Source organism: Bradyrhizobium genosp. SA-3 (assembly GCF_004212635.1).
Classification (GTDB): domain Bacteria; phylum Pseudomonadota; class Alphaproteobacteria; order Rhizobiales; family Xanthobacteraceae; genus Bradyrhizobium.
Genome location: NZ_PSRT01000033.1, coordinates 37742 through 58452, shown reverse-complemented (window position 1 = coordinate 58452; position 20711 = coordinate 37742). Strand labels below are relative to the sequence as shown.

The window sequence follows — 20711 nt, the reverse complement described above, 5'->3', positions numbered from 1 at the left end:
CCGCGACGCTACAGCGAGACCTCGATTCAAGCTAACGCGGTTTCGCCATGCTCATGCAATCCAGACTTGTCGCCCTCGCCGCCGCTGTCCTGCTGTCGACCAGCGCCGCACATGCCCAGCAGGGCGCCAAGAAGAACGCCGCTTCTCCTGCCCCGGCCACGCAGCCCACGCCTGCTCCGACGCAAGCACAGGCGGACGGCGCTCCGGGGCAGCCCGGCTGGATCGTGCGCTGCACCAGCGCAAGCCGCGAGGCGCCGCTCGAATGCGCGATGGAGCAGAACGCGGTGCTGACCAAGACCGGCCAGACCGTCATCCTGATCAACATCCGCATCGCGCCTGACACCCGCACACCGATTGCGCTGCTGCAATTGCCACTCGGCCTCAACCTGCCCGTCGGCGCTAAGCTCCAGGTCGACGAGGGCAAGGCGTTCGATCTCCAGATCCAGACCTGCGAGAACCGCGGCTGCTACGCCTCGACGCCGGTCGCGCCGGACCTGCTGGCCGCCTTGAGGTCGGGCAAGCAGTTGAAGGTCTCCTTCCAGAACATGGCCAAGGAGACGATCGCGATCCCGATGCCGCTCAACGATTTCGCGGCGGCCTACGACAAGATCAAGTAACGGGCACCGTCAGGTCGCGATGTCGCCTGCCCGAAGCAGCGTCGTGAAGCCGCCATAGATCATGCGCTTGCCGTCGAACGGCATGCCGTCCATTTTCAGCCGCGGGTCCGCCATCACCTTCTTGTTGACGGCATCGCGGGTCTCCCGGTCGCGGTAGACGATCCAGGAGAAGACCACGATCTCGTCCTCCTTCGCCATGACCGCGCGCGGAAACGAGGTGAGCTCGCCGTAGGGAACGTCGTCACCGATGCATTCGACATAGTCGAGCGCGCCGTGCTCCAGCCAGAGCGCGCAGGCGGTCGTTGCCAGCGCCTTGTAGGCCTCGATCTTCTCCTTCGGCACGGCCAGTACGAAACCATCGACGTAGGGCATCACGGATCTCCTTGAGTTGTGTAACTCAAGGACGACGGAGTGCGCGCAGATCCGACCCGGAAACGCGATTTTTCAGATGAGGCAAACGGTCGCGAGCGCGTGTGGCGCCAACGAACTGTCGTACCTGCCGCGCAGATGCCGAAGGTTTATGTCTGGGAAAGAGCGCCGGAACTGGCTGGGGAACCTGGACCCTGAGGACCCCCAGAAAAAATTGAACGATTTCAATAAGCACATGAAATAAAACAGCTTTTAAAGTAAAACGGTTACGAGTAGTGGTTACGAGTCACGGTTACGAGGACTCGAATGTCGATAGCCACGAACATCCAAAAGCGTCCAGGTCGCACCTCCTACTACGTCCGCGTTGGCGTGCCCCTGAAGCTCCAGCCGGTCCTCAAGCGCAAAGAGATTTGGCAGTCGCTCAAGACGAGCGACCCCCGGCAGGCACGCGACAGAGCGGCGCCCGTGATCGCCTCATTCCGCGCGCGCTTCGCTGATCTGGAGCAGCGCCGGGAGCCCTCCCCTGCCGATCTCCAGGCGGCGGTGTGGTCGCACTATGAAACGGAGCTGGACCAGGATGGCCGGGCGCGCGCGGCGCTGCCGACAGCCGCGGCGCTGCGTGAGGCCACCGACAAGCTCGCAACCGATATCGAGGCGGGCCGCGTGCCCTGGTCTGGCGACCCGTTGGTGCAGCTCAACGCGACCATTGATCTGATCGTCATGAGGGACGCCGCGAAGCTCGACCGCGAGCGGCGGGCTATCCAGCTTGCCGAGCTACGGAAGCACCTCGCCTCCGGAGAGACGGCCATGATCGAATGGAAAGCCGATGACGTGATCCAGAGCGAGAGGCTTCTGATCGTCAAGGGCTCGCCGGCATATCGCGACCTATGCCAGCGATTGCAGCGCGCACAGATCCAGGTTTTGCAGCGGGCGGCCGAACGCGATGCCGGTAACTGGGCCGGCGTCCCCTCTGATCCGATCGTCGTGCCGGCTGATCTCACGCAGGGCAAACGCATTGCCGCGCCGGGCGAAACGCTGATGGAGCTTTACGACAAGTTCAAAGCCGAGCGGATTGGAGACGCGCGGCCGGACACCTGGGATCAGAACCGCAAGATTGTGAAGCTCTTTGCCGAGTTCGTCGGTGAAGCGTCACACGTGTCGGTGATCACGCGCAAAGCTGTTCGCAACTGGAAACAAGAGTTGGCGCGCTGGCCGGTGAAGGCGGCGGACAGCAAGGCTTTTGAAGGCATGTCGTTTCGCAAGGTGATCGAGGCTAACGAGACAGTCAAAAAGCCGACGATCAGCCAAAAGACGACGAACAAGTATCTTGCCGCGCTGGGAAGCTTTGCGCGGTGGCTGCTGCAAAACGAGTATATCGACGATGACGTGATGAGTGGCATGTATCTGTCGATCGACAAACGCCGCAAGAACCGCTTCCCGTTCACTGGCGATCAGCTCAAGACGATCTTCAATTCACCGCTGTTCGGAACATGCCTTGGCGACGGTGCTGAGCACAAGCCGGGCAATGCCGCAGTCAGAGATTGGCGCTACTGGATTCCCCTGATCGCGATTTACTCCGGCGCGCGCCTGGGTGAGCTTTGCCAGTTGCTGCCGGCCGACGTCCGCCAGCTGCATGGCATTTGGATATTCCACATCACCGAGGTTGGAGACGAGGACGACGAAAGCTCTGCTAAGTCGACCAAGACGGAAGGGTCAATGCGCGTGGTGCCGGTGCATTCCAAGCTGATCGAATTGGGCTTCCTAGATTACCATGCCGGCATGGTCGCACGCGGCGAACATCGATTGTTTCCGGAAGTGGAGCGCGACAAGCGCGGCTATTTCGGCGATGCCTCCAAGTTCTTCAATGGCTACTTTAAGGCTGTCGGCGTGAAGGTGGACAGGCGCGTCAACTTCCATAGCTTTCGGCACAATGTCACGGATGCCTTCCGCGCGGCCGGCTATCTGGATGAGCAGCACGGCGTGTTGCTAGGGCATACCAAGGCGAGCACGACGGGCCGCTATGGTGTGCTGCCGGAAGGTCCGCTGCGGGATCGCGTGACGATGATTGAGGCGATCAGCTTTAATGGCATTCATGGTCACGTTTATTCGTGACGGGACTTTGTCACACCTAGCCGTGACGTTGAAGGCGCTTCCTGCACCTCGCAGAACACGTCAGCGCATCCGAACGACGCGCCCTAAATTCAGTCTCGCAGACGACACATCGAATTAGCCCCACTCTTAACTGCTTCTTTAGCGAGCGAATTTCAGCCCGAAGACTCTTTATTGTTTGCTCGGCAATGAGATTCAAAGCGGCGTGAACTGACGCGCTCCTTTCCTCACCACCTTCTACCCGCTCGGCAATATCGTGAATGCCCATTTGGCAAAGTTTTCGCGCGGCGGCAATAACCTCGCCATCGTGCTCTGATGACAACATACGGAGCAGTTTAGCCGCCCGCTCGGCATTCAATGTCATTACCCGTCCTAGCAATTTCGCTGTCACAGTTAAGTGTGACGATTATCTGACGCTCGACTATTAGGCAAGTCCGAAACTGAAAGGGGCGCGGTGTGATCCGCGCCCTTTGTATCGCAGAGCTGGAAAACTACAGAGAGTCCAGCTTGTAATCGGCGACCAGAACCCCCGCATACCTGATGCTTACGCGAAGATCCTCACGTCCGCCGGCCTCTTTCTTCGCCCAAGCTTGCGCCTTCGCGATGGCGTCGGATTTGCTGTCAGTCTCGGCGGTCATCGTGTCTCGCGTCGCGGCGCCCTTTTGGGTCACCTCGTATAGTTTGACTTCGAAGTCAGTCATCTCCTGATCTCCGTCAGATGAGAGCCTCCTGTCGGGAATCTAAGCCCGATCGTGGGCAAGAAAAGGGCGCGGTGTGATCCGCGCCCTCTTTGGTCAGCAATACGTGTATGTATACGCTGGGTCTCTTTCAGGCGGCGATTGCCTCCAGATCGATTTCCGAGGCCGTAGATGTGATCTGGTCGAGGAAGTCGTTCATCTGCTCGACCGATAGGCGTAGATCGCGTCTGGCCTCTTGCCTGAGAACGTCGTCGCCCACGATTTCGCAGAGAGTATATTCAAGTGTGAGAACGTAGCCGTTGCTGCAATGTTTGATCGTGACATGCCCTTGCACGTCATCATCGGTGGTCTCCAAATAGTGGAGCCGCGCTTGACGGCGCTTATGCAGGTCGCGGACTTGCTCAACAAAACGGAAAGCCTCGTCGCCGCCGACGATCATGCTGCACTTGCGTCCCCATACCTCAAGCGTAATGGAGATGGCGGATTCTTCCCCCGCTTCTTTCCATCCATCGGGTAGGCTAACGGATTCAACTTTCGGAAGTTCTTTGGTATTCATTTCGCTCTGCTCCATGTCATCAGTCGGGATGATCCCCCTAGACGAAACCAGCCGGCGGGGTGCGCCGGCTGGGAACGACATGGAGGAGCGAACGGCCCTGACTGTGACTGCCTATCGCGCTGAGCCTGTAGTCAGCGCGATATGGGATCTCGCAGCAAATCTTTGCATGGCTGTCATGCGACTTCGCTGCTGGCCGGATAGACGCCAGCGACGCACAGCGCTTGCTGAACCTCTGTTTCGATCCAGGTGCGCCGATCTCTGGGACTTGAGAACGGGCACTGCGTCGTCCGGTCCAGCTCTGTCAGCGTCTTCACAAGCGCGAGGTAACGGTCGTCAGCAATCAGCATTGGTATTCCCTTTCAGCCCCACCATTGGCGGTGTGATCGCATAAGACTCATATTCGTTAAGTGGCGTCAAGATATTTATTCAATTAAAGGTTGTAAGTCAGGACTGACTTTCATGTGCCGTTCAGAGCCCATCAATCTCAAATGAACGTCACGCCGATCCTGAACGGAGTCCGCCAGACCACACGACAGGGCAACATCAGATCGTCTTCTGGTATGATCAATGTAAAGGCGGTGGGTATTCGGTCAGTCGAATGAGAGAGTTGCAGTGCCGCACCCGACGTCGAGATATTCCGGATCACGCAGGGGATTTTATCGCCCCCACGCTCGATCTGCGCTGGCTTGGCCACGCGGAAGCGTGGTGCACGACGGGTCTCTACCATGGGCCTCAGGCTGCTAACATCAGCCCTAAATTGATCCGTATTCTTCAACGCTCTGATTGATCCAGAGCAGTGCTGCGCGGCTGTCCAGCCACATGATTTGGTCGTCCTCTTCCTCGCCCGAGGTCATGTGCAACAGAAAGGAATTTTCACCGTATCGAAAAAGCGTGTCGCGCGCTTGGCGCTCGCTCAAAGTTTGGGCGTCGAGGAACGAATACTTCCGCGCAGCGATCAGCTTCATTCTCGCAGGTCTCCCGACCTTATTGTCTAAACAGACGTCGAGATAGTCGGCGTCATTTCCGGAGAGCGGCAGCCTTATGCAAAGCTGGGGCGTCCAGGTGCTGGACCATGCGACGAGCTTCCTCTACCGAAGCCGTCAGTTCCTCCGCCTGCCGAATAAGCTCTTGGATATTCGGATCATCCTTGAAGTCCGATAGAATTAACTGAACGCTCCTGTTGGTGAGATCGAGGATCCATAGCGCGCGACGCATGTCGTCTTGGGTGCGCAAGCTCGCCCCGTGCAGCTCAGCTAAAAGGATGGTGAGCCCTTGAATCCGAAGAACGGCGGGATGCGGCGCAAAAGGCTCTTGCCTGCGCGGGAAATTGATCACTTCGGACATCGTTGTCCTCCAAACCTTTAAAATATGCGCGTTAGTCTTACGGGAATCACTTAACTCTTTGATAAGGAGCTTGTCGGAATCCGGCAGTCCGTTCCTTTTTTGAAACCCATTAGGAGCCCGCTGGTGAGTCGAAGGTGCCGCCCGGTGTTGGTAGTGAGCCGCCGGAGGCGGCGAGCGTGGCCAGAGGCAGTCCCTCTCTGGCCGGAAGTATCCTCCTAGCCGGAAGCATCCCATCTCCGGCGACGTGATCTCAAAAGCCGGGCCGCAGGCCCGGCGGGGGTTCGGGGGCGGCAGCCCCCGGGAGCGAAGCGACCGAGCGGAGCGAGGGAGACCGCGAGTTTCGCTGTCACGCTTCCTAGAGGGCTACGCCCTCGCTTTTCTAAACAACCAAACAACTAGCTACTTCTAGCAAGCGTGACAGACCGGCTTTTCGAAACCCCCTTGCTTCATAGGGTTTCTGAAAACAGGGTTGAACAGAACGCCTTAAATCTGTTCCACCCTGCTTGAAAATCTGTTCCACCCTGCCACCGCAAGCTATTCAGATCGCTATGGTTTTCCAGGAGCGCGACAGCAGAAATTCCGAAATTGATGGCTAGATGTTGTGCCACGGCCCGCCTTCGGCTTCGAGGTCGGCAACGATCTGGCGCAATTGCCACGCCTTCTTTCGGGTGAAGCCGTCGCCAAGATGTCGCGCGAGATCGGCGTCGGGCATGCGGCCGTGCCGCGCGATGATGATCCGGGCGAGGAAGCGGAAGCTCGCGAGCTCCCCCACGCGGTTGCGCAATTGCTCGAGCTGCTTATTCCCTCGCGGCTTCGCGATCGCCTTGCGAAGCGAGGTCGCAAGCTTGGCGATGCTCGTTTCGCGCGGTCGCGCGCGGTGCCGCCGCTGCCGGTTACGCGCACGACGCCGTTTCTTCTCCGCAGCGTGCTCGCGGATCAGCTCGGCGTAATTCGGCCGCGTCGGTGCAGCTACGCTTTTTTTGAAATTGGCTGCGAGAACCTGAGGTGAAGTGCTATAATCAGATCGTTCAGACATGGGCCTTGGAACCTTCGGTCTGGACCGTCCAGTCAGTGTTGACACCGTCTAACTGGACACTCCTTTGAAAACCCTCGCTCGCCGGCGGGGGTTTTCGTTTTTCAGGGGCTCTATAGCGTCCGCGAGCAGACCTTCGCTCGGTTTGTCACCGCCGGAGGATACCGCCCGGGCGCATTTGCGCTCTGATCTCCTGTCCGATCAAAGTCCGGATGTGATGCTGAGCCGTCTGGGCGATGGTCTGGCCCATGCGCTCATGGTCCTGAGTCGACATGCCAGGGCTTCCCTGCACGGTGACGGCAATCTGCGGCGCGATGACATTCGAGGGAGCGATCATTGGCGCGGCCGTGCTGCCAGCGCCGCCGACAAGCCCGCCGTCCGCGAACCGGGGAATGCGGTCGGAGTTGATCATTTCGAGCGCGGCACGGTGCTTCGCTGTCGACGCGGCATTGACGACGAACTCGCCGTGCGACAATCGGGCCAAAACCCGGTCATCCCTAGGTCCGCCCGGTCCCGCGACGGGTCCGCCATCGGCGAACGTGGGCATGGCGTAGTCGCCAACCATGACGCTACCAGTCGCACCTCCGCCGAATAGGCCGCCGAACGATCGCATCAACGGCTGCACAATCATCATTTTGATTGCGGCCTCTTCGATCGCTCGGACGATGTTCTTTGCCATGCTGGCGAAACCTTCGCTTACGCTCTTCGTGCCGTCCAGGATGTCGGCGAGGCCGGTGGTAAGGCTGCTCGACATGGTGTTGCCGATCGACCGCATGGCCTCGTTGGTGCGCGTGGCTTGGGCCTCAACCGAGTTGAGGGCCTGCGACACGTCGGGATAGAGGCCCCGAAGCTGTTCGGCGATCTGCACGTCTTGGGGATCGAGTAGCGAGGTCTCGCGCCCCCGCCGGATCGACTGAGCGACCGTGGCCTTTTCGATGGCTTCGGTGGCCTTGGCGTAAGCCTCGGTGACTTCCTCAATGCGTCGGCGCTGCTCAGCCGTAACGACGCCTTCGCCCTTGCCGGCCGCCGCGTTGGCCTGCATCGCGACGACCTGGAGCTGGGCCGCGATCTTGTTCTTCTCGCGCGCGGCGGTGGACAGGTCGAGACCGGCCGCTTCCTCCCGTAACGCGGCGGTCCGCTTCTCGATGCTGTCCGCAGCCGAGCCGAGCTTGTCCACGCTGCTGCCGGTGCTGATCTTCGTCGGCGCCGGGCCGGTGCCGCGCGACTGGCTTGGCGCCGGAGGGCCATACTGATCCTGGTTGGCAGTCAGCGCCGCGATTTCCTTTTGCAGCCGGTCGCGGTGCGCTTCCAGGTCGGCGCGGGTGCCAGCGTAGACCTGCCCGATGCCGGGAATGGACAACGGCGGAAGCTCAACGCTGCCGAAAAGGCCGCTGCCGGTCCCGTTCAGGCGGGCGTTCACCTGCGCTAGTGCATCCCGCTTGGCCTCCAGGTCGGTCGCGCTCGCCGGCAGGCCGGGGATGCGCGGAAGCTTATTAGATAGCTCCACCGCCTTGGCGATGTAGCCGATCACGTCGGCCCAGGCGCTCTTGATGTCCATCATGACGCTGGCGAGGTCATCCCAAGACGGCTTTAGCGCGGTCGAGAGACGTTGGTGCGCGAGCTTGAGCTGGTCGTCGACTTCCTTCGCGCGCTCAACCAAGGCGTTGCTGAAAATGCCGTCCGCGTTCGCGCTGGCCTCTTTGATCGTTTGCAACATGCTTTCGGCGCTGGTCTTACCTTGCCGCATGCGGTCGACGATCTGGGCGCCGAACATGCGTTCGCCAAGGTCCAGGCTGGCGGCATGCTGGCCGATCTGGTCGAGCTGGATCATGGCTGCGAGCACAGCCTTGATCTTGTCCTCTTGGGTCTGAGCATCTCGGAAAAGGACCAAGCCTTGCAATTGTTGGCCGGTCGCCTTCGCGAGCGTCTCATTGTAGACACGCAAGGCCTTCTCAACGGCGGTGATCTTTTCTTCGCCGACGCTCCACTCGCCAATGTCGACTGGCGAGCGGTCCTTGGTCGCCTGGAAGGCATGGTCGAGCGCGGATTCGAGCTCGCCGGCCTCAACCTTGAGCTTGTGCGCTTCGCTGGTGAAGGCCTGCAAGAATGCGGGCGAGACGCCAAGGTTTTGAGCCTTGTCGGCGATATCGATCATTTGTTGCATCTGCTCGCGGGCGCCGCTGATCGCGGCAGTCATGAGCTTATAGGCACCGACCGCGAGCGCGATCTTGCCGGCGAGATCAACGGCGCCGCGCGCCATGGTCGCAAAGATCGCGTCTTTGGCGAGGTCCTTATTCATGTCGAGGAACTGCTTCGCGATCTGGCGCGTAGCGGTGCCGGTGAGCGACGACGTTTGCCGCAGCTGTTCCTTCAGCTGATCGAGGTTGAGCTTGACCGGGATGCTAAGCGGCGGCGCTGACATTTTCGCCCCCCACAAGCAGGGTCGCCAGCACAGTGCTGGCAAGCGCGACGCCGGCAGCCATCGGCTGGCGACGCACATTGGCAAGCAATGCCTCAACCTCGCGCTCCGGCATGCCGCCCCCGATCAGTCCCAGCTCGATTACGCGCTCTACATCTTCCGGGCTGTAGTTATCCGCACCGAAACGCGCGAGCAGAGCGGCCGGCGCCTGTCCGTTGATACCTCGCCATGAGATGACGCGGCGGACCCAGGGGTGGCCCAGGTCAAGGGTATGGGTGCCGCCTACCCAGGTGATTTCGCGGCTGGTCTCAGTCATTCAGAACCTCACTAACTGCATCGTTGATTGCTTGCTGCATGTCGTCGCGCATGGCGTTGTAGGTGGAATAAAAGAACGGCCGCGCCGGCTGGCGGCTTGTCCCAAATTCGAAGGCGAGCGCGTAGTCGTATTCGACGCCGCTTCCATCGCGGACTTCCTTCGTCGTCATGTCGACGCCGGCCTGCACCAAGTATTCAAGTTCGTTTTCGCCCTGGGCCACCGTGCACGACGCTTCCAAAGCGCCGGTCTCGGGTGATTGCTCGAGCTGGCGCAAGGCCTCGCGCTGAGCGTCGGAAAGGCGGAATGCCTGTTCCCGCAGCACGTCGCTAAGGTGCTCGGTGAACTTGTCGGGAAGCGAATTGAGGTATGCGTCGAGGTCGTCGTTGTCGGCCATGCGTCACCAGGATAGAAGCTCAACAGCGTTGGGCAGGTCATAGAGCGAGCGCGTGCTTTCGCCGGCGGCCGCGCGCGACACGGCCATCCAAGTCGCGGCGACGCCGTCAATGCGATCGGTCGACTTGCTCTTGTGAATGATGCGGTTGTCGTTCGCGTCCTTGTGGATCGCGACGTTGGCGAAGTTCCAGCGCAACACGGGATGGCCGCCGTGGCGGAAGTTGCCGCCGATGATCGCGGCCTCAAGGGTGTTGAGCGCGGGCGATTGCGTCACCCAACCCTGCCTGATGCTGGCGAGACGTTCGCCGAATTCGTCGCTCAATAGCGCAATGACGGCTTGGGCATAGGCCAAGTCAAAGCCGATCTCTTGGACCTGAAAGCGCTCCGCCAGACCACGGATGTAGTCCGCGACCGCAGCGTTATCGATCACGTTGCCGGGGGTCGGCGTAATGAAACCGTCTTTGGCCCAAGAGGTGTAATTCACGCCGTCCAGGTCACCCCGTTTCCGGATATCCGCCTCGGGGCAAAAGAAGTGCGGCAACACCGTGTAGGTTTCACCGTCTCGGAAACACGCGACTACAGATGAAAGGTCGGTAGTCTTGGACATATCGACGCCAATCCAGCACGGCGCACCGCGCAAGGCCTCGTAGTCGATCGGAGCCGCGCCATTGTCATAGGTCGCCATGTCCACAAAGGGCGAGGTCGAATGGTCAAGCCAGACGTTCAACTTGAATTGCAAAAGGCTGTCCCTCTCGGTGGGGCTATCTTTTGCCGTTGCTACGTGCCGCCGAAAGCCGGCCAGAGACGGATATCCATGAACGCTGCCGGGGTTCACCCCGCGGAAAGCTTCCTCGCTGGAATAATCAACGTCTGCCGGAGACTCGAACAGGACCGGCAGCCAAGTAGGATCAACGATCTCGCCGCGGGCGATCTTGCGGGCGCGCTCGATTACCTCATGGGCGATGTTGTCCTGTCCGCGACCGGCAGTCGTGGCGATGACGAGCAAGCTGTTGTCGATCTTGTCCAGGCCGTTGGCGAGAACGGTCCACAGTGACGTTCCGCGCCAGCAATGGATTTCATCGGCCAGGCAAAAGCTGGGCGTCCGCCCGTCTTGGGACGGCGCGTCGGAGGAGATCACTTCCAACTCGGTGCCGTCGCGGGGATAGCTGATCTTCTTCGCGCTGTTGAAGGCGTCGTAGACCTTCGTCACCGGAACAAGGTGCTTCGGGTCCGCCTTGATGATGCCACGCGCTTCCTTGAAAGCGATGCCTGCCTGCTTTCGATCGCTGGCGGCAAAGATGACTTCGCCGCCAGAGACGCGCTCCGGGCCGATGGTGTGAAGCAGCGCTAACGCTGCCGAGAGAGAGGTCTTCCTGTTGCCTTTTGCAATGAGAATGACGACACGCGAGATGATCCGGTTGCCGGCTTCATCGCGCGGCCCATAGATCGCGCGCACGATACGTTCCTGCCAGGGATCAAGCTGGAAGCGCCTCTTGGGCTGCGTCGATTTGGGATGCTTCAGCGACCTGAGAAAGCGCACCGCGCGCTCGCCATACCCGAACGGGTCGGAAATGGGCGAGTTGTCGAAAATCCAATGCGGATAGGTGTCAGACGATGTTGAGCGGGTTTTCATCGTCGTCCTGGTCGTCATTGTCGCGCACGGCTGGCCGCGAGCGGGAAACAGGGGTCAAGCCGAGTTCGGCCGCAAGCTGGCGCGCGGTCACCATGCTCTTGTCCTGGGCGCGGAGGAGCTTCAGGTCGATATCGGTGCGCAAGAGCGCTTCCAACTGCCGAACCCTGCCCATGGCTACGCAATAGCTCTCCAGCGAACCAAGATCCGCGATGGTGAGGATGCGGCGTTTGGCAAGCTCCGGCATCACGCGGCGCCATTCGGCCTTGGCGTTCTTGCTCAACCACGACGGCGGCTTGGTCGAGGCATCAAGCGCGTTAGCGTCAGCGGCAAGTTGTGGTTTTCGACCCTTCATGCCGCAACCCTCTCGACAAATCCTAGGGTGCTGGGCAAGTTCCCCATGTGAACTTCGACAGATTCGCAGGAATGGCGAGTGCCGTCGGGATCGTTCTGATCCTGATGATAGTGACGTGGCTGGGCCTTTGGGGCCCAGTAGATCTTTCGCACCTGAAGGAGTGGCAAACACTGACGACTGGTTTGCTGGCTCTCTTCGCCGCTGGAATTGCCTATCTGGGGGCAACGGCGAAGGTGCGACATGACCGCGAGGTGCTCGCGCTCGAAAATTCGCGCCGCAGGTTGGCGCTTTACCTCAAGATTGAGATGGCGTTCCGCGCGCTTGCACGGAAGGCTCACGATATGCAGTCGGGACTTATGTTTCCGCCTCTTGATCAGGACAAGATCGTTGACCGCAGCACGCTTTTTGCGATTGAAGAGCCACCCGAACTGGAGGAGGCGTGGACATATCTTGATCTGTTTCCCAGGGAAGCGCTGGCAGAAATTCGGGCCGTGAGAAGCAGCCTTCGTGACTTGGTGGCGCTTAGCGAGGTTAGCGACCAAGATCAGTTCCGATGGGGGCGTTATGACAAAGAGCCGCCGTGGATCGTAGGAGATGCAAACGTCGCTTTGCATCAAATTTGGCAATCTGCGACGCTGGTTGCAGACGCGCTTGCCCCACTGATCAAGCGAATGGCGCCGGAAATGGATCAAAATGAAAGGCTCACTCGGATTTATGGTGAGCCGAATGCCGATGAAATATGATCGGTTCATGCGCCAACTCGCTCGCAGGTAACGTCCATCCCGACGCGTCGGCCGATCTCGGCAATGCCGGTGATCTCGTATTGCTGCCCCTCATAGAGCAGCTGGTCATTGAGGCTGAGGCTGGCGAAGTAATACATGCGGAACGTCAGCACCGCGTCGGTGGTGTGCCCGCGGGCACCCTCGCGGTCGTCGGTGGCATTCTTGAGCAGCTGGGCCCGCATGGTGGCAAACGTGGTCCAGGTTTCGATCACGGTCCCATAGAGGTCCAGGCCGGTGGTGCGGCGCTGGATTTCAATGATGCGGTCGAGGTTGCCGGCCCTCATGCCGCCCTCGCTTTCACGATAGCAGCGACGGAAACAATGCCGTGGCTGAACGAGCCATGCGGGTCGCGGAGATACCGGGTCTGGGTGGCCTGCATGTCATGGACTGTGAAGCCGTCGATTTGCAGCACGCCATCAGCCTGGGCGTCGACCCGCAGCGCCGCAACGATGGCCGAAACGGCTTCCTTGCACTGGACCAAACCCGGTTCAGCGAACCAGACGTGCAGCGTGGCATGCGTCGTCGCATCCCAGCGCCGGAAGATGGTCTGTCCCTCGCCGATGTAGACGGCCGGCATGATCTCGGGGCGACCATTGGCGTCCAGGACGTGCTCAGCCTGGACCAGCGCCATCAGCTCCGGGCTCGCGATAAGACGCGACCGGATGGCTTTTTGGAGGGCAAGAGACGGGTCAGAAGTCGTCATTTCAGAAGCAAAACGCGCGGTAAGGGGCCAGAAGGTCGAGGAAACCGAACGGCAATTCCTGGGCGGTGACGCCAACCAGGGATGCTTCCCGGTTCTGGTAGAGGTGCGCGGTCAATTGCAGGACGGCTTCATTCACTGGCGCCGGTGTGCCGTCCGCGTCCACATTCGAGGCCGTATAGGCACCAACCCACACCTTTGCCGCCGCCAGCTTGTCGGTAAGCAGGGCGTCGTCCTGGTCCAGAGTGACGTTCAAATGGGCTTTGGCTTGGTCAAGGGTGATGCCGGGCATGGTCGAAAAAAACTCCAATTAGACGCTCTCTTGCGCGACCCGGGGGCACCGGTCGCGGCGGTCGTTTGAGATGTTTTCACCCACCCCCCGGGTGTGCCTTGCTGAGAAGCGGACACGGCGTTGGCGCGTGCGTTGTGGCATCGGCTGATCGTTCTTCGTTGCCTCTGCGATCATGGGCAGCACATGCTTGCGCACCTTGACGGGGTCCAGCTCTGCGAGTTCGCAAACGTCCTCAAAGTCGCTGTTCGGCTCGGTGAGCCATTCGCGTGTGCGCACCTGATCAAGGCGAACCGATCGTCGCTTGGTCGAGAGTGGTTGGGTTGCATCTGTGATCGCTTGCTGGACTACGGCGCGCCAAAGCTCCTTGTCGCTCATTGCCGGCGCTCCGTGCGTTGCTTGCGGCTGGCATGGCAGGGCGAGCTGGCGAGCGGCTGCCAGTTCTTCCGGTCCCAGAACAGCTTCATGTCGCCGCGATGAGGGGTCTTGTGGTCAACACAATCCGCGATGCGACCGCAGCCACAAGCACAGAAGCGGTTCTGAGGTTGAGCTAGGAATTCCTTGCTCTCGCGACGCCACTTGCTGTCATAGCCGCGATCGTTGGCGTTGGGCCTGCGCTGATCGGCCTCTGCCTTGCGCCTGATTTGACATTCACAGAGATCGGTTGCCGCAATGATCTTGCCGCAGCGACATACGCGGCGCGGTTTCCAGGCCATCAGCGCGGCCTCGAATGATTGGTGAGGTCACCGATGGCGTTGAGGTCGGCCTTGAGGTCGGCGAATGAATTGTCCGTTACATCTGCGCACTGGTCGTCTTTCCCGCCGAAGATAGCCTTGAGCATTGCGACGCGGCCGCGCTGGGCAGCGAGTATCTCTGCGGGCGTGGCGTCCCACACGGTTTCCGGAGGCCACGACAGCCAACCGGTGCCGATCTCAAAGAGGCTCGTGAACCATTCATCAAACGGGATGGGCTTGCCGGCCTGCGGTTTGTCGCTGGCCTTGTCGTCTGCGCCAGCGAGCAACATGACGAATTCTATCAGGTCGCCAGTCGCGGCCATTAGGTCGCACACGATGGCGCTGTTAGTCGGGAGCGCGTATTCGCCCCAGGCCTTGGCGTTGACAATGGTCGCGCTGATGATGTCGAGGGCGGCGGTTAGGCTTCCTTCGGCGAGGTGGCGCGAGAGGTTATGGAAGCCGTCATAACGTTCGTATAGGATGAACGCGGCTCGCAGCGACGGCTTCAGGTCGAAAGACCTGCTGCCGAGCTGGAGGGCAAAAGTGTTCGCTGCGAGCCGCATATTCATTTCCTCTTAGGTCGCCGAGACCTTGAGCTTCACGAAGCGATCAGGATGGGTCACGTCGGCGCCGACACGCTTGCGCGCGTGGAAGCGGACCTGTCCTTTGGTCGCAAGCGTGTAGGGGTCGCGAAGGATCGAAATGCCGACGCGATCGACGATGCGATAGCCCTTGAGGTCGCCGAACATGACCGGGAAGGCATTAGCGGCGATGTCGGGCATATCGACCGCCTCAACGATCGGACGGCCGAGCAAGGTGGTCGGCGCGCCGTCAGAGATCGGGTCCAGGACCAGATAGCGGCCCATGCCATCCTTCCAGAGACGAATCTTACCGAGCGTGTTGCGGTTCATGAGCCACACGCCATTCTGGGCATGTGCGCCCGGGAGCTTGTGGAACATATTGATCAGCACGTCGGCGGGCGTGGAGGTCGGGAAGTCCGCAGCGTTGCCGGTGATGACGGTGGTGATACCGGTCGCGCTCAGCAAGCCCATGGGCTGGGTCGTGCCGTTACCCTTGACGAAGTGGGTGCCCTCGCCAATGCCGAATGCCTCGCCGAATTCCGAGTGAAGTTCGCCCTCGATGCCATAGGCGTTGTCTTCCAGAAGCCAGTTGGAAATGTCCGTATAAGTCGCATACTCATACGGGGTGATGCCGATCTGCTCATAGGACGGCTCGCTCCCGGTGCGGTCTTCGGTTTCGCCGACGATCACGGCGGCCGGGCTGCCCGTGCGTCGAGGATACTTCACCTGACCGGCGCCGATGGTGCGAACGTTTGCATACTGGCGAATGGGCGAGAACTGGCGCAGGAGCTTCAGAATCTCGTTGCCGAATTCCGGCGGTGCGATCGCAGTGTTATTGCTGACGACCAGGGACTTCTTTTCGAGATCGTCCATCTTGTCAGCTCCGCCGCGAAGGAACGACTCGAAAGCCTTGGTTTCGATCTTGGGCTCATTATCGTTGGCAGCGCGACTGCCGGGCCGGTTGATCTTGGCCTCGATACGGTCCAAGCGCTCGGTGAGCTTGGTGTTGTCGTTGGCTGCCTTCGTTTCGAGGGCCGCCTTCAACTCCGCCAGTTCCTTGGCAACGGAGGCAATCGGATCATCGGCCTCGCCGGCGTCCTTGAATTCCAGTGCGTTCGCAGTCTTCATTGGGTAGTCAAAGCTCCTAGGATTTAAGCGATGCCGTGAATCGCTTGATGAGATCGGCCACGGCACGCGCCGTGTCGTCGGATTTCGCCCCGGTTACACGGGCGCGAGGATGGGCGGGGTTACGCACGATCGATGTTTCGAAAACGTCAAGCGCGGTGATAAGGCGACGGGTGCCTTGCTTGATCGCGGCCTTGGTGCGGAAGCCGATGCTGAGCCCGCTGGCGAGTTGGCCCCGGATCATGGCGAGCACAGAACGGGCGCGCGGGCGGTCCATGTGCAGCTTGCCTTTCACCATCAGGCCTTCGTCCGTCTCTTTCACCTCCGTCCAGGTGCCAATGAGGTCGCTGGGATCGTGGTTGAAAAGAATCGGCATGTCGCTGACAGCGATGTTGAAGGCGCCCTTTTGAATGAGGTCGCCATAGCTGTCGGGGCCTGCATTGAACGGCCAAGCGATGCCGGTGATTTCACCTTCATCGCTGACGCTCAGCGTTGCCTTGATCTCTAGGCGGTCCATCACGACGCCTTGTAACCGCTGTAAAGCGCAATGGTGCGGTCAGCCCCTTGATTGACCGGTGCGGCGGAGGTGCCGCTGCGAATCTTCAGGTAGCGGATGGTCCACCAGCCGAACGAGCTAAGGTGAATGGCGCGATTAGCGCCGGCCTGATACGTGACTTCGCCGCTCTCGTCCCAGAGGTCGCGATAGGTCACGCCATCCGTGCTGACCTGAAGCGTAAGCGTGGCGGCAGTCCAAGCGCTCGGAAGCTCAATGCGCGACAACACATGGCCAGCCAAGTCAATCGCCGGAGATAGGCTCTGGCCGTTCGAAATAGTGATGTTCGCGCTGTAGTCGACGCGGGTGCTGTCGCCTGTAACGGTGACTGGTAATGCATTGGCGTCGCTGATGGGAGTGCCGGTGGCAAAAGTCACTTAGTTGTTTCCTTTCGAGGTGGGAGCGCCGAACAGCGTCCGCTCCAAAATCTTTGCGGCGAGTTCGTATGTTTCGACCAGCGGGCGACCGTCGACATAGGCGACGATCAGCTCATGGGCTCGCTTGGGTGTGATGTCGCCGCCGATCAGAGCGAGCCGGATGGTTTCGGTGATGTCGGCCTGGGCGAAGTTGCGCGAGAACAGCCGGTTGGCAATCATGCCGACGCCAGAGCCGCACTTGGTCTCAAGCTCGCGGATCAGTGCCGGTGTGAGCTTGAATGCGTATTCCTGGTCGCCGAAGAACGCGGTGTAAGAGAGATCAGCCATCAGCCGGCCTCCCCAAATGCGGTCTCAATGGAGCCGGCGCTGTCGGCATAGACGCTGATGTCTTCAATGCTCGACCAGACGGAGATCGGGGTCGATCCGACCAGACACTCGCCATAGATCAGCGGAATGGCGTCGCCTTGCTTGCCTGAATTGCCGATGTTGCCGCCGTTGACGCTGAGGCCATTGGAGCCCTCCGTCGACTGACCGGCAGGCTTGGCGAGCAGCGTTGAGGCGCCGGACAGAGCGAGGCCGAGTCCAAGCGCGGCCACGGTGCCATAGGTCGTGCCGCTCAGAATGCCGGACGCGGCGAGCGGCGTGGCGAGCACACCGCCGCTTAGAAAGATTGCGCCGCCGACCAGTGCCGCACCGAGAACGATTTTGGTGGTGCCCTTTGCGGTATTCGAGGCCGCGCCCCGCGAAACTGGAATGATGTGCAGATCGGCAAGGCCGAGATTGAAGCCCTTGACCAAGTCGAGGTCGAGCTGCATGCCGTTGCGCTTGTCGCCACGGACGATCTTGTAATAGCCCTGCTCAATCGCCTTCACGAAGCGACCGGGGAAAGCACAGTTCAGCGCGCGCAACGCTTCAGCGGCCGTCGCGACTTCAAAGCGATACGAGGCGCCGAATTCTTTGCTGAGTCGGCCGTGCAGATGGATTGTGCGAAGCATCAGGCGGCATCCTCTTGATTGTTATCGTTGCCGGCATTGAGGGCGCCGCCGGCATGTGCGGATGACGTGTTGAAGTTCTCGAACACGTCGCCGCCCTCATAGGCCGGCAAGCCGAAGCCGATCTGGCGAGCTTCATTCGGGTTGAGAATGCGCGCTGAGACGGTCGCGCTAAGGGCCTGGGCGCGGGCGAGAAGATCGGCGCGCGCAAAGCCGTCGATATTGAACTCGATGGCATAGTGATCGCGCTCTTCCGGCGTCAGGAGCTTCAGCTCTAGCTCCTGCTCGAAGGACTTGAGCCGGGGGAGCAGAGCTTGCGAGAGGAATTCCTGCCCGATTGATTCGATGGAGCGCGGCTGAGCGCGGTCGACCTGCATCAACAGGTGCAACGGGACACGAAACAATCTCGCGATCTCCGCCACCGCATACGTTCGCATTTCAAGGAACTGGCTATCGACGCTGTTGAACGTGAGCGCCTGCCAGGACGCATCGCTGGGCAAGACTGCGGTGCCGCCGGAGTTGCTTCCGCTGTGAGCGGCCTGCCATGCGGCCTTGGCCTTGCCGAGCGCATCGGGCGTAATGGTGCCCTTCAAGCTGAGAACGCCCGAAGGCCTAGCGCCATTGCCGAATAGGCGCGCGGCATGGCGTTCCAGAACAATCGCGAGCGCGATGGCCTCGCGGCCTTCGCCAACCAGGCCCTTGCGCTGGTCGTAGGAAGGGCTCGGGATATGGATCACGTCGGCGCCAGCGATCTCGCGACCGTTCACCTTGTAGGTCGGTTCAAGGTCCCGGTCGTCTACGGCTACGGGTGCGGTCCTGGGGTCCAGCCGGATCAGTTCGGCGGGCTTGCCACCATCGACGCGGACAATTTGCGCAAAGCCACCCCAGGGCTGGAGCAGCGCATCCGCCATGAGCTGGGTGCGAAACAGTGCGGCCGGCGTGAAGCTATTCGGCGCGTCATGAAGGATCTTGTAGAGCGGGTGATCGGTGGCCTTCTCTTTGCCGCCGTCCGGGAGCTGCTTGTAAATGTGGAGGGGAAGCGAGCCGGCGGCTTCAGCGATCGAGCGCACTGCGCATGCGACCGACGCGCACGTCATAGCGCTATGGGGCGTGACGGTCACGCCGGCCAAGGTCGGGTTCGCGCCGAACAGTTCGAACAGCCAAGCCTCAGGCGTGGAGACGCCCGACGTGGCTTTGGTCTCGATACGAAGAAGGGATTTGAAGCGTGACGTGAGAGACAAGAAAGCACAACAGAGCGTTAGGCCCGCTGGTTAGGCGAGCGATTGAACGGATTCTCTGTGTGCTTTTGTTTCGGAGCGAAGTCCGAACGCGCAATTATCTTGCGTGGAGATTGTGGCGAAATTGAGTCGCCGGCTACGGTCGCCGGTGCCGAAAAGCGGTTACGAGCGGCACCGATTTTGTGCGCCGCACTTCCTTCTAACTAATTGATTTTACTGCTGAAACTGCAAACTGGCTGGGGAACCTGGATTCGAACCAAGACAAACAGAGTCAGAGTCTGTTGTGCTACCGTTACACCATTCCCCAACGGAATAGTCGAACAAATTCAAGGTCTTGTTGATTTGCTCGACTGTGGCCGGAAGCGCGTTTGGCGCAAATCACGGCTCAGGCGTGGCAGCGTTCTACCTGCTCGCCTCCGGGCTGGCAAGCGCTGCCACGCGGGTCCTGTTGATCCTTCTAATCCATCTTGATGTTTGCCGCCTCGATCACCTTCTTCCACCGCGCCGTCTCAGCGGTGATGTAGGCCGCAAACGGCTCGGAAGCCACCGCGACCGCGGTGGCGCCGAGCTCGGCCAATTTCTGCACCGTGTCCGGCTGCTGCATGAAGGCGCGGATCTCGGCGGAGAGCTTTTCGACGATCGGTTTCGGCGTCCCGGCCGGGACGAAGAAGCCGTGCCAGGCCACGGCCTCGAAGCCCGGCAGGAATTCGGCAACGGCGGGCACCTCCGGATCGAAAGTGGCGCGCTTCGGCGTTGCGGTCGCAAGCATCGCGAGTTGGCCGGTCTTCACCTGCGGCAGCAGCAGCGGCACGTTGTCGAAGGCGAGATCGATCTGGCCGCCCAACAGGTCCGTCAGCATCTGGCTGGAGCCCTTGTAGGGGACGTGCACCATCTTGGTGCCGGTCATCTGCTGAAACAGCTCGGCGGCCAGATGCTGCGAGGTGCCGACGCCGGCCGAGCCGAACGAGACCTTGTCCGGATTCGCCTTCAGATAAGCGATCAGCTCCGGCACGGTGCGCGCCTTGATCTTGTTGGGGTTCACGACAAGCACGTTGGGCACGACGCTGATCTGGGCAACCGGCACAAGATCCTTGTCCGGCTGGTAGCTGAGCTTCGGACCATAGAGCGACGGGTTGATCGCGAGCGCGGACGTGCTCGCAAGCCCGAGCGTGATGCCATCAGGTGCCGACTTCGCCAGCCGAGTCACGCCGAGGATCGAGCCGGCGCCGCCGACATTCTCGACCACGAATGGCTTGCCGAACTTCGCTTGCAAATGGTTGGAGACCATGCGGGCGAAGATGTCGGCGGTACCGCCGGCGGCGAAGGGAACGATCACCGTCACCTGCTTGGACGGATAACTGTCCTGGGCCTTTGCCGGCGACGTCGCCAACAGCATGAGTGAGGCAAGAACAAGCCACGTCGATCTCATCGAAGTTTCCTCTGTTTTCAGTGTTGTTGATTGGGTGCCGCGAACGAGCGGCGGAGGTGGCTAAAGCGCGAT

At 60.6% G+C, this 20711-nt stretch carries 29 protein-coding genes and 1 tRNA gene; 3 read left to right on the top strand and 27 right to left on the bottom strand.

What is annotated here, in order from left to right; genetic code table 11:
* The first annotated feature begins 47 nt into the window (after positions 1-47).
* The gene (locus CWO91_RS13930) at positions 48-617 is read left to right on the top strand and encodes an invasion associated locus B family protein (protein WP_165405439.1); all 570 of its coding nucleotides are present in this window, start codon (positions 48-50) and stop codon (positions 615-617) included.
* A gap of 9 nt (positions 618-626) precedes the next feature.
* On the opposite strand, the gene CWO91_RS13925 is transcribed toward CWO91_RS13930, so the two are convergent.
* Positions 627-989 carry a DUF1428 domain-containing protein gene (locus CWO91_RS13925; RefSeq protein ID WP_165405438.1) on the bottom strand — a complete coding sequence of 121 codons (363 nt, stop codon included), beginning with the start codon at positions 987-989 and terminating at the stop codon, positions 627-629.
* Positions 990-1292: 303 nt separating this feature from the next.
* On the opposite strand from CWO91_RS13925, the gene CWO91_RS13920 reads away from it, so the two are divergent.
* Positions 1293-3098, top strand: coding sequence for a site-specific integrase (locus CWO91_RS13920; protein WP_130213972.1), 1806 nt, complete (start codon positions 1293-1295; stop codon positions 3096-3098).
* A 488-nt stretch (positions 3099-3586) separates the two neighbouring features.
* Here CWO91_RS13920 and CWO91_RS13910 read toward each other — a convergent pair whose 3' ends face one another.
* The 12 genes from CWO91_RS13910 to CWO91_RS13860 all read right to left on the bottom strand — a co-directional run bounded on the left by CWO91_RS13910 (position 3587) and on the right by CWO91_RS13860 (position 11839).
* Positions 3587-3796, bottom strand: a complete 210-nt coding sequence (locus tag CWO91_RS13910) for a hypothetical protein (RefSeq protein WP_130213970.1) — start codon at positions 3794-3796, stop codon at positions 3587-3589.
* Between the two features lie 127 nt (positions 3797-3923).
* Positions 3924-4349, bottom strand: a complete 426-nt coding sequence (locus CWO91_RS13905) for a hypothetical protein (protein ID WP_130213969.1) — start codon at positions 4347-4349, stop codon at positions 3924-3926.
* A 173-nt stretch (positions 4350-4522) separates the two neighbouring features.
* A complete protein-coding gene (locus CWO91_RS42930) occupies positions 4523-4696 on the bottom strand; it encodes a hypothetical protein (protein ID WP_165405437.1) in 174 nt (57 codons plus the stop codon).
* A 137-nt stretch (positions 4697-4833) separates the two neighbouring features.
* Positions 4834-5076, bottom strand: a complete 243-nt coding sequence (locus tag CWO91_RS13900; RefSeq protein WP_130213968.1) for a PilZ domain-containing protein — start codon at positions 5074-5076, stop codon at positions 4834-4836.
* 25 nt (positions 5077-5101) lie between these two features.
* Positions 5102-5314: a hypothetical protein gene (locus CWO91_RS13895; RefSeq protein ID WP_130213967.1), complete on the bottom strand. Its 213-nt coding sequence runs from the start codon at positions 5312-5314 to the stop codon at positions 5102-5104.
* A 52-nt stretch (positions 5315-5366) separates the two neighbouring features.
* A complete protein-coding gene (locus tag CWO91_RS13890) occupies positions 5367-5693 on the bottom strand; it encodes a hypothetical protein (protein WP_130213966.1) in 327 nt (108 codons plus the stop codon).
* Positions 5694-6285: 592 nt separating this feature from the next.
* Positions 6286-6729 carry a hypothetical protein gene (locus tag CWO91_RS13885; protein WP_130213965.1) on the bottom strand — a complete coding sequence of 148 codons (444 nt, stop codon included), beginning with the start codon at positions 6727-6729 and terminating at the stop codon, positions 6286-6288.
* A gap of 145 nt (positions 6730-6874) precedes the next feature.
* Positions 6875-9226, bottom strand: coding sequence for a hypothetical protein (locus CWO91_RS13880; protein ID WP_130213964.1), 2352 nt, complete (start codon positions 9224-9226; stop codon positions 6875-6877).
* Positions 9129-9461 carry a gene transfer agent family protein gene (locus CWO91_RS13875; RefSeq protein ID WP_130213963.1) on the bottom strand — a complete coding sequence of 111 codons (333 nt, stop codon included), beginning with the start codon at positions 9459-9461 and terminating at the stop codon, positions 9129-9131. The genes CWO91_RS13880 and CWO91_RS13875 overlap by 98 nt, the downstream gene beginning before the upstream one ends.
* Positions 9454-9855: a hypothetical protein gene (locus CWO91_RS13870; RefSeq protein ID WP_130213962.1), complete on the bottom strand. Its 402-nt coding sequence runs from the start codon at positions 9853-9855 to the stop codon at positions 9454-9456. Before CWO91_RS13870 ends, CWO91_RS13875 begins: the two co-directional genes overlap by 8 nt.
* A 3-nt stretch (positions 9856-9858) precedes the next feature.
* Positions 9859-11487, bottom strand: coding sequence for a terminase large subunit (locus CWO91_RS13865; protein WP_245471247.1), 1629 nt, complete (start codon positions 11485-11487; stop codon positions 9859-9861).
* Complete coding sequence (locus CWO91_RS13860) at positions 11462-11839, bottom strand: P27 family phage terminase small subunit (protein WP_130213960.1); 378 nt, start codon at positions 11837-11839, stop codon at positions 11462-11464. The genes CWO91_RS13865 and CWO91_RS13860 overlap by 26 nt, the downstream gene beginning before the upstream one ends.
* A 47-nt stretch (positions 11840-11886) precedes the next feature.
* On the opposite strand from CWO91_RS13860, the gene CWO91_RS13855 reads away from it, so the two are divergent.
* Positions 11887-12582, top strand: a complete 696-nt coding sequence (locus CWO91_RS13855) for a hypothetical protein (protein ID WP_130213959.1) — start codon at positions 11887-11889, stop codon at positions 12580-12582.
* 5 nt (positions 12583-12587) lie between these two features.
* On the opposite strand, the gene CWO91_RS13850 is transcribed toward CWO91_RS13855, so the two are convergent.
* The 14 genes from CWO91_RS13850 to CWO91_RS13785 all read right to left on the bottom strand — a co-directional run bounded on the left by CWO91_RS13850 (position 12588) and on the right by CWO91_RS13785 (position 20639).
* On the bottom strand, positions 12588-12905 hold the full coding sequence (locus CWO91_RS13850) for a phage head closure protein (protein WP_130213958.1): 318 nt from the start codon (positions 12903-12905) through the stop codon (positions 12588-12590).
* A complete protein-coding gene (locus CWO91_RS13845; RefSeq protein WP_130213957.1) occupies positions 12902-13324 on the bottom strand; it encodes a DUF3168 domain-containing protein in 423 nt (140 codons plus the stop codon). The genes CWO91_RS13850 and CWO91_RS13845 overlap by 4 nt, the downstream gene beginning before the upstream one ends.
* Before the next feature lies 1 nt (position 13325).
* Positions 13326-13613: a head-tail connector protein gene (locus CWO91_RS13840; protein WP_130213956.1), complete on the bottom strand. Its 288-nt coding sequence runs from the start codon at positions 13611-13613 to the stop codon at positions 13326-13328.
* A gap of 18 nt (positions 13614-13631) precedes the next feature.
* Complete coding sequence (locus CWO91_RS13835; protein WP_130213955.1) at positions 13632-13988, bottom strand: hypothetical protein; 357 nt, start codon at positions 13986-13988, stop codon at positions 13632-13634.
* On the bottom strand, positions 13985-14326 hold the full coding sequence (locus CWO91_RS13830) for an HNH endonuclease (RefSeq protein ID WP_130213954.1): 342 nt from the start codon (positions 14324-14326) through the stop codon (positions 13985-13987). The genes CWO91_RS13835 and CWO91_RS13830 overlap by 4 nt, the downstream gene beginning before the upstream one ends.
* Complete coding sequence (locus tag CWO91_RS13825; protein WP_165405435.1) at positions 14326-14907, bottom strand: phage tail assembly chaperone; 582 nt, start codon at positions 14905-14907, stop codon at positions 14326-14328. The genes CWO91_RS13830 and CWO91_RS13825 overlap by 1 nt, the downstream gene beginning before the upstream one ends.
* A gap of 12 nt (positions 14908-14919) precedes the next feature.
* Positions 14920-16119, bottom strand: coding sequence for a phage major capsid protein (locus CWO91_RS13820; RefSeq protein WP_245471246.1), 1200 nt, complete (start codon positions 16117-16119; stop codon positions 14920-14922).
* A complete protein-coding gene (locus CWO91_RS13815) occupies positions 16070-16567 on the bottom strand; it encodes an HK97 family phage prohead protease (protein ID WP_130213952.1) in 498 nt (165 codons plus the stop codon). The genes CWO91_RS13820 and CWO91_RS13815 overlap by 50 nt, the downstream gene beginning before the upstream one ends.
* Complete coding sequence (locus tag CWO91_RS13810) at positions 16567-16980, bottom strand: hypothetical protein (protein WP_130213951.1); 414 nt, start codon at positions 16978-16980, stop codon at positions 16567-16569. The genes CWO91_RS13815 and CWO91_RS13810 overlap by 1 nt, the downstream gene beginning before the upstream one ends.
* Positions 16981-17307, bottom strand: coding sequence for a gene transfer agent family protein (locus CWO91_RS13805; protein ID WP_130213950.1), 327 nt, complete (start codon positions 17305-17307; stop codon positions 16981-16983).
* Positions 17307-17975, bottom strand: coding sequence for a tail assembly protein (locus tag CWO91_RS13800; RefSeq protein WP_130213949.1), 669 nt, complete (start codon positions 17973-17975; stop codon positions 17307-17309). The genes CWO91_RS13805 and CWO91_RS13800 overlap by 1 nt, the downstream gene beginning before the upstream one ends.
* Positions 17975-19093, bottom strand: coding sequence for a phage portal protein (locus CWO91_RS13795; RefSeq protein ID WP_245471249.1), 1119 nt, complete (start codon positions 19091-19093; stop codon positions 17975-17977). The genes CWO91_RS13800 and CWO91_RS13795 overlap by 1 nt, the downstream gene beginning before the upstream one ends.
* 350 nt (positions 19094-19443) lie before the next feature.
* Positions 19444-19517 (bottom strand) — tRNA-Gln (locus CWO91_RS13790).
* A gap of 150 nt (positions 19518-19667) precedes the next feature.
* Entirely contained in the window at positions 19668-20639 is a 972-nt protein-coding gene (locus CWO91_RS13785) for a Bug family tripartite tricarboxylate transporter substrate binding protein (RefSeq protein ID WP_165405434.1), read from the bottom strand.
* Between the last annotated feature and the right edge of the window lie 72 nt (positions 20640-20711).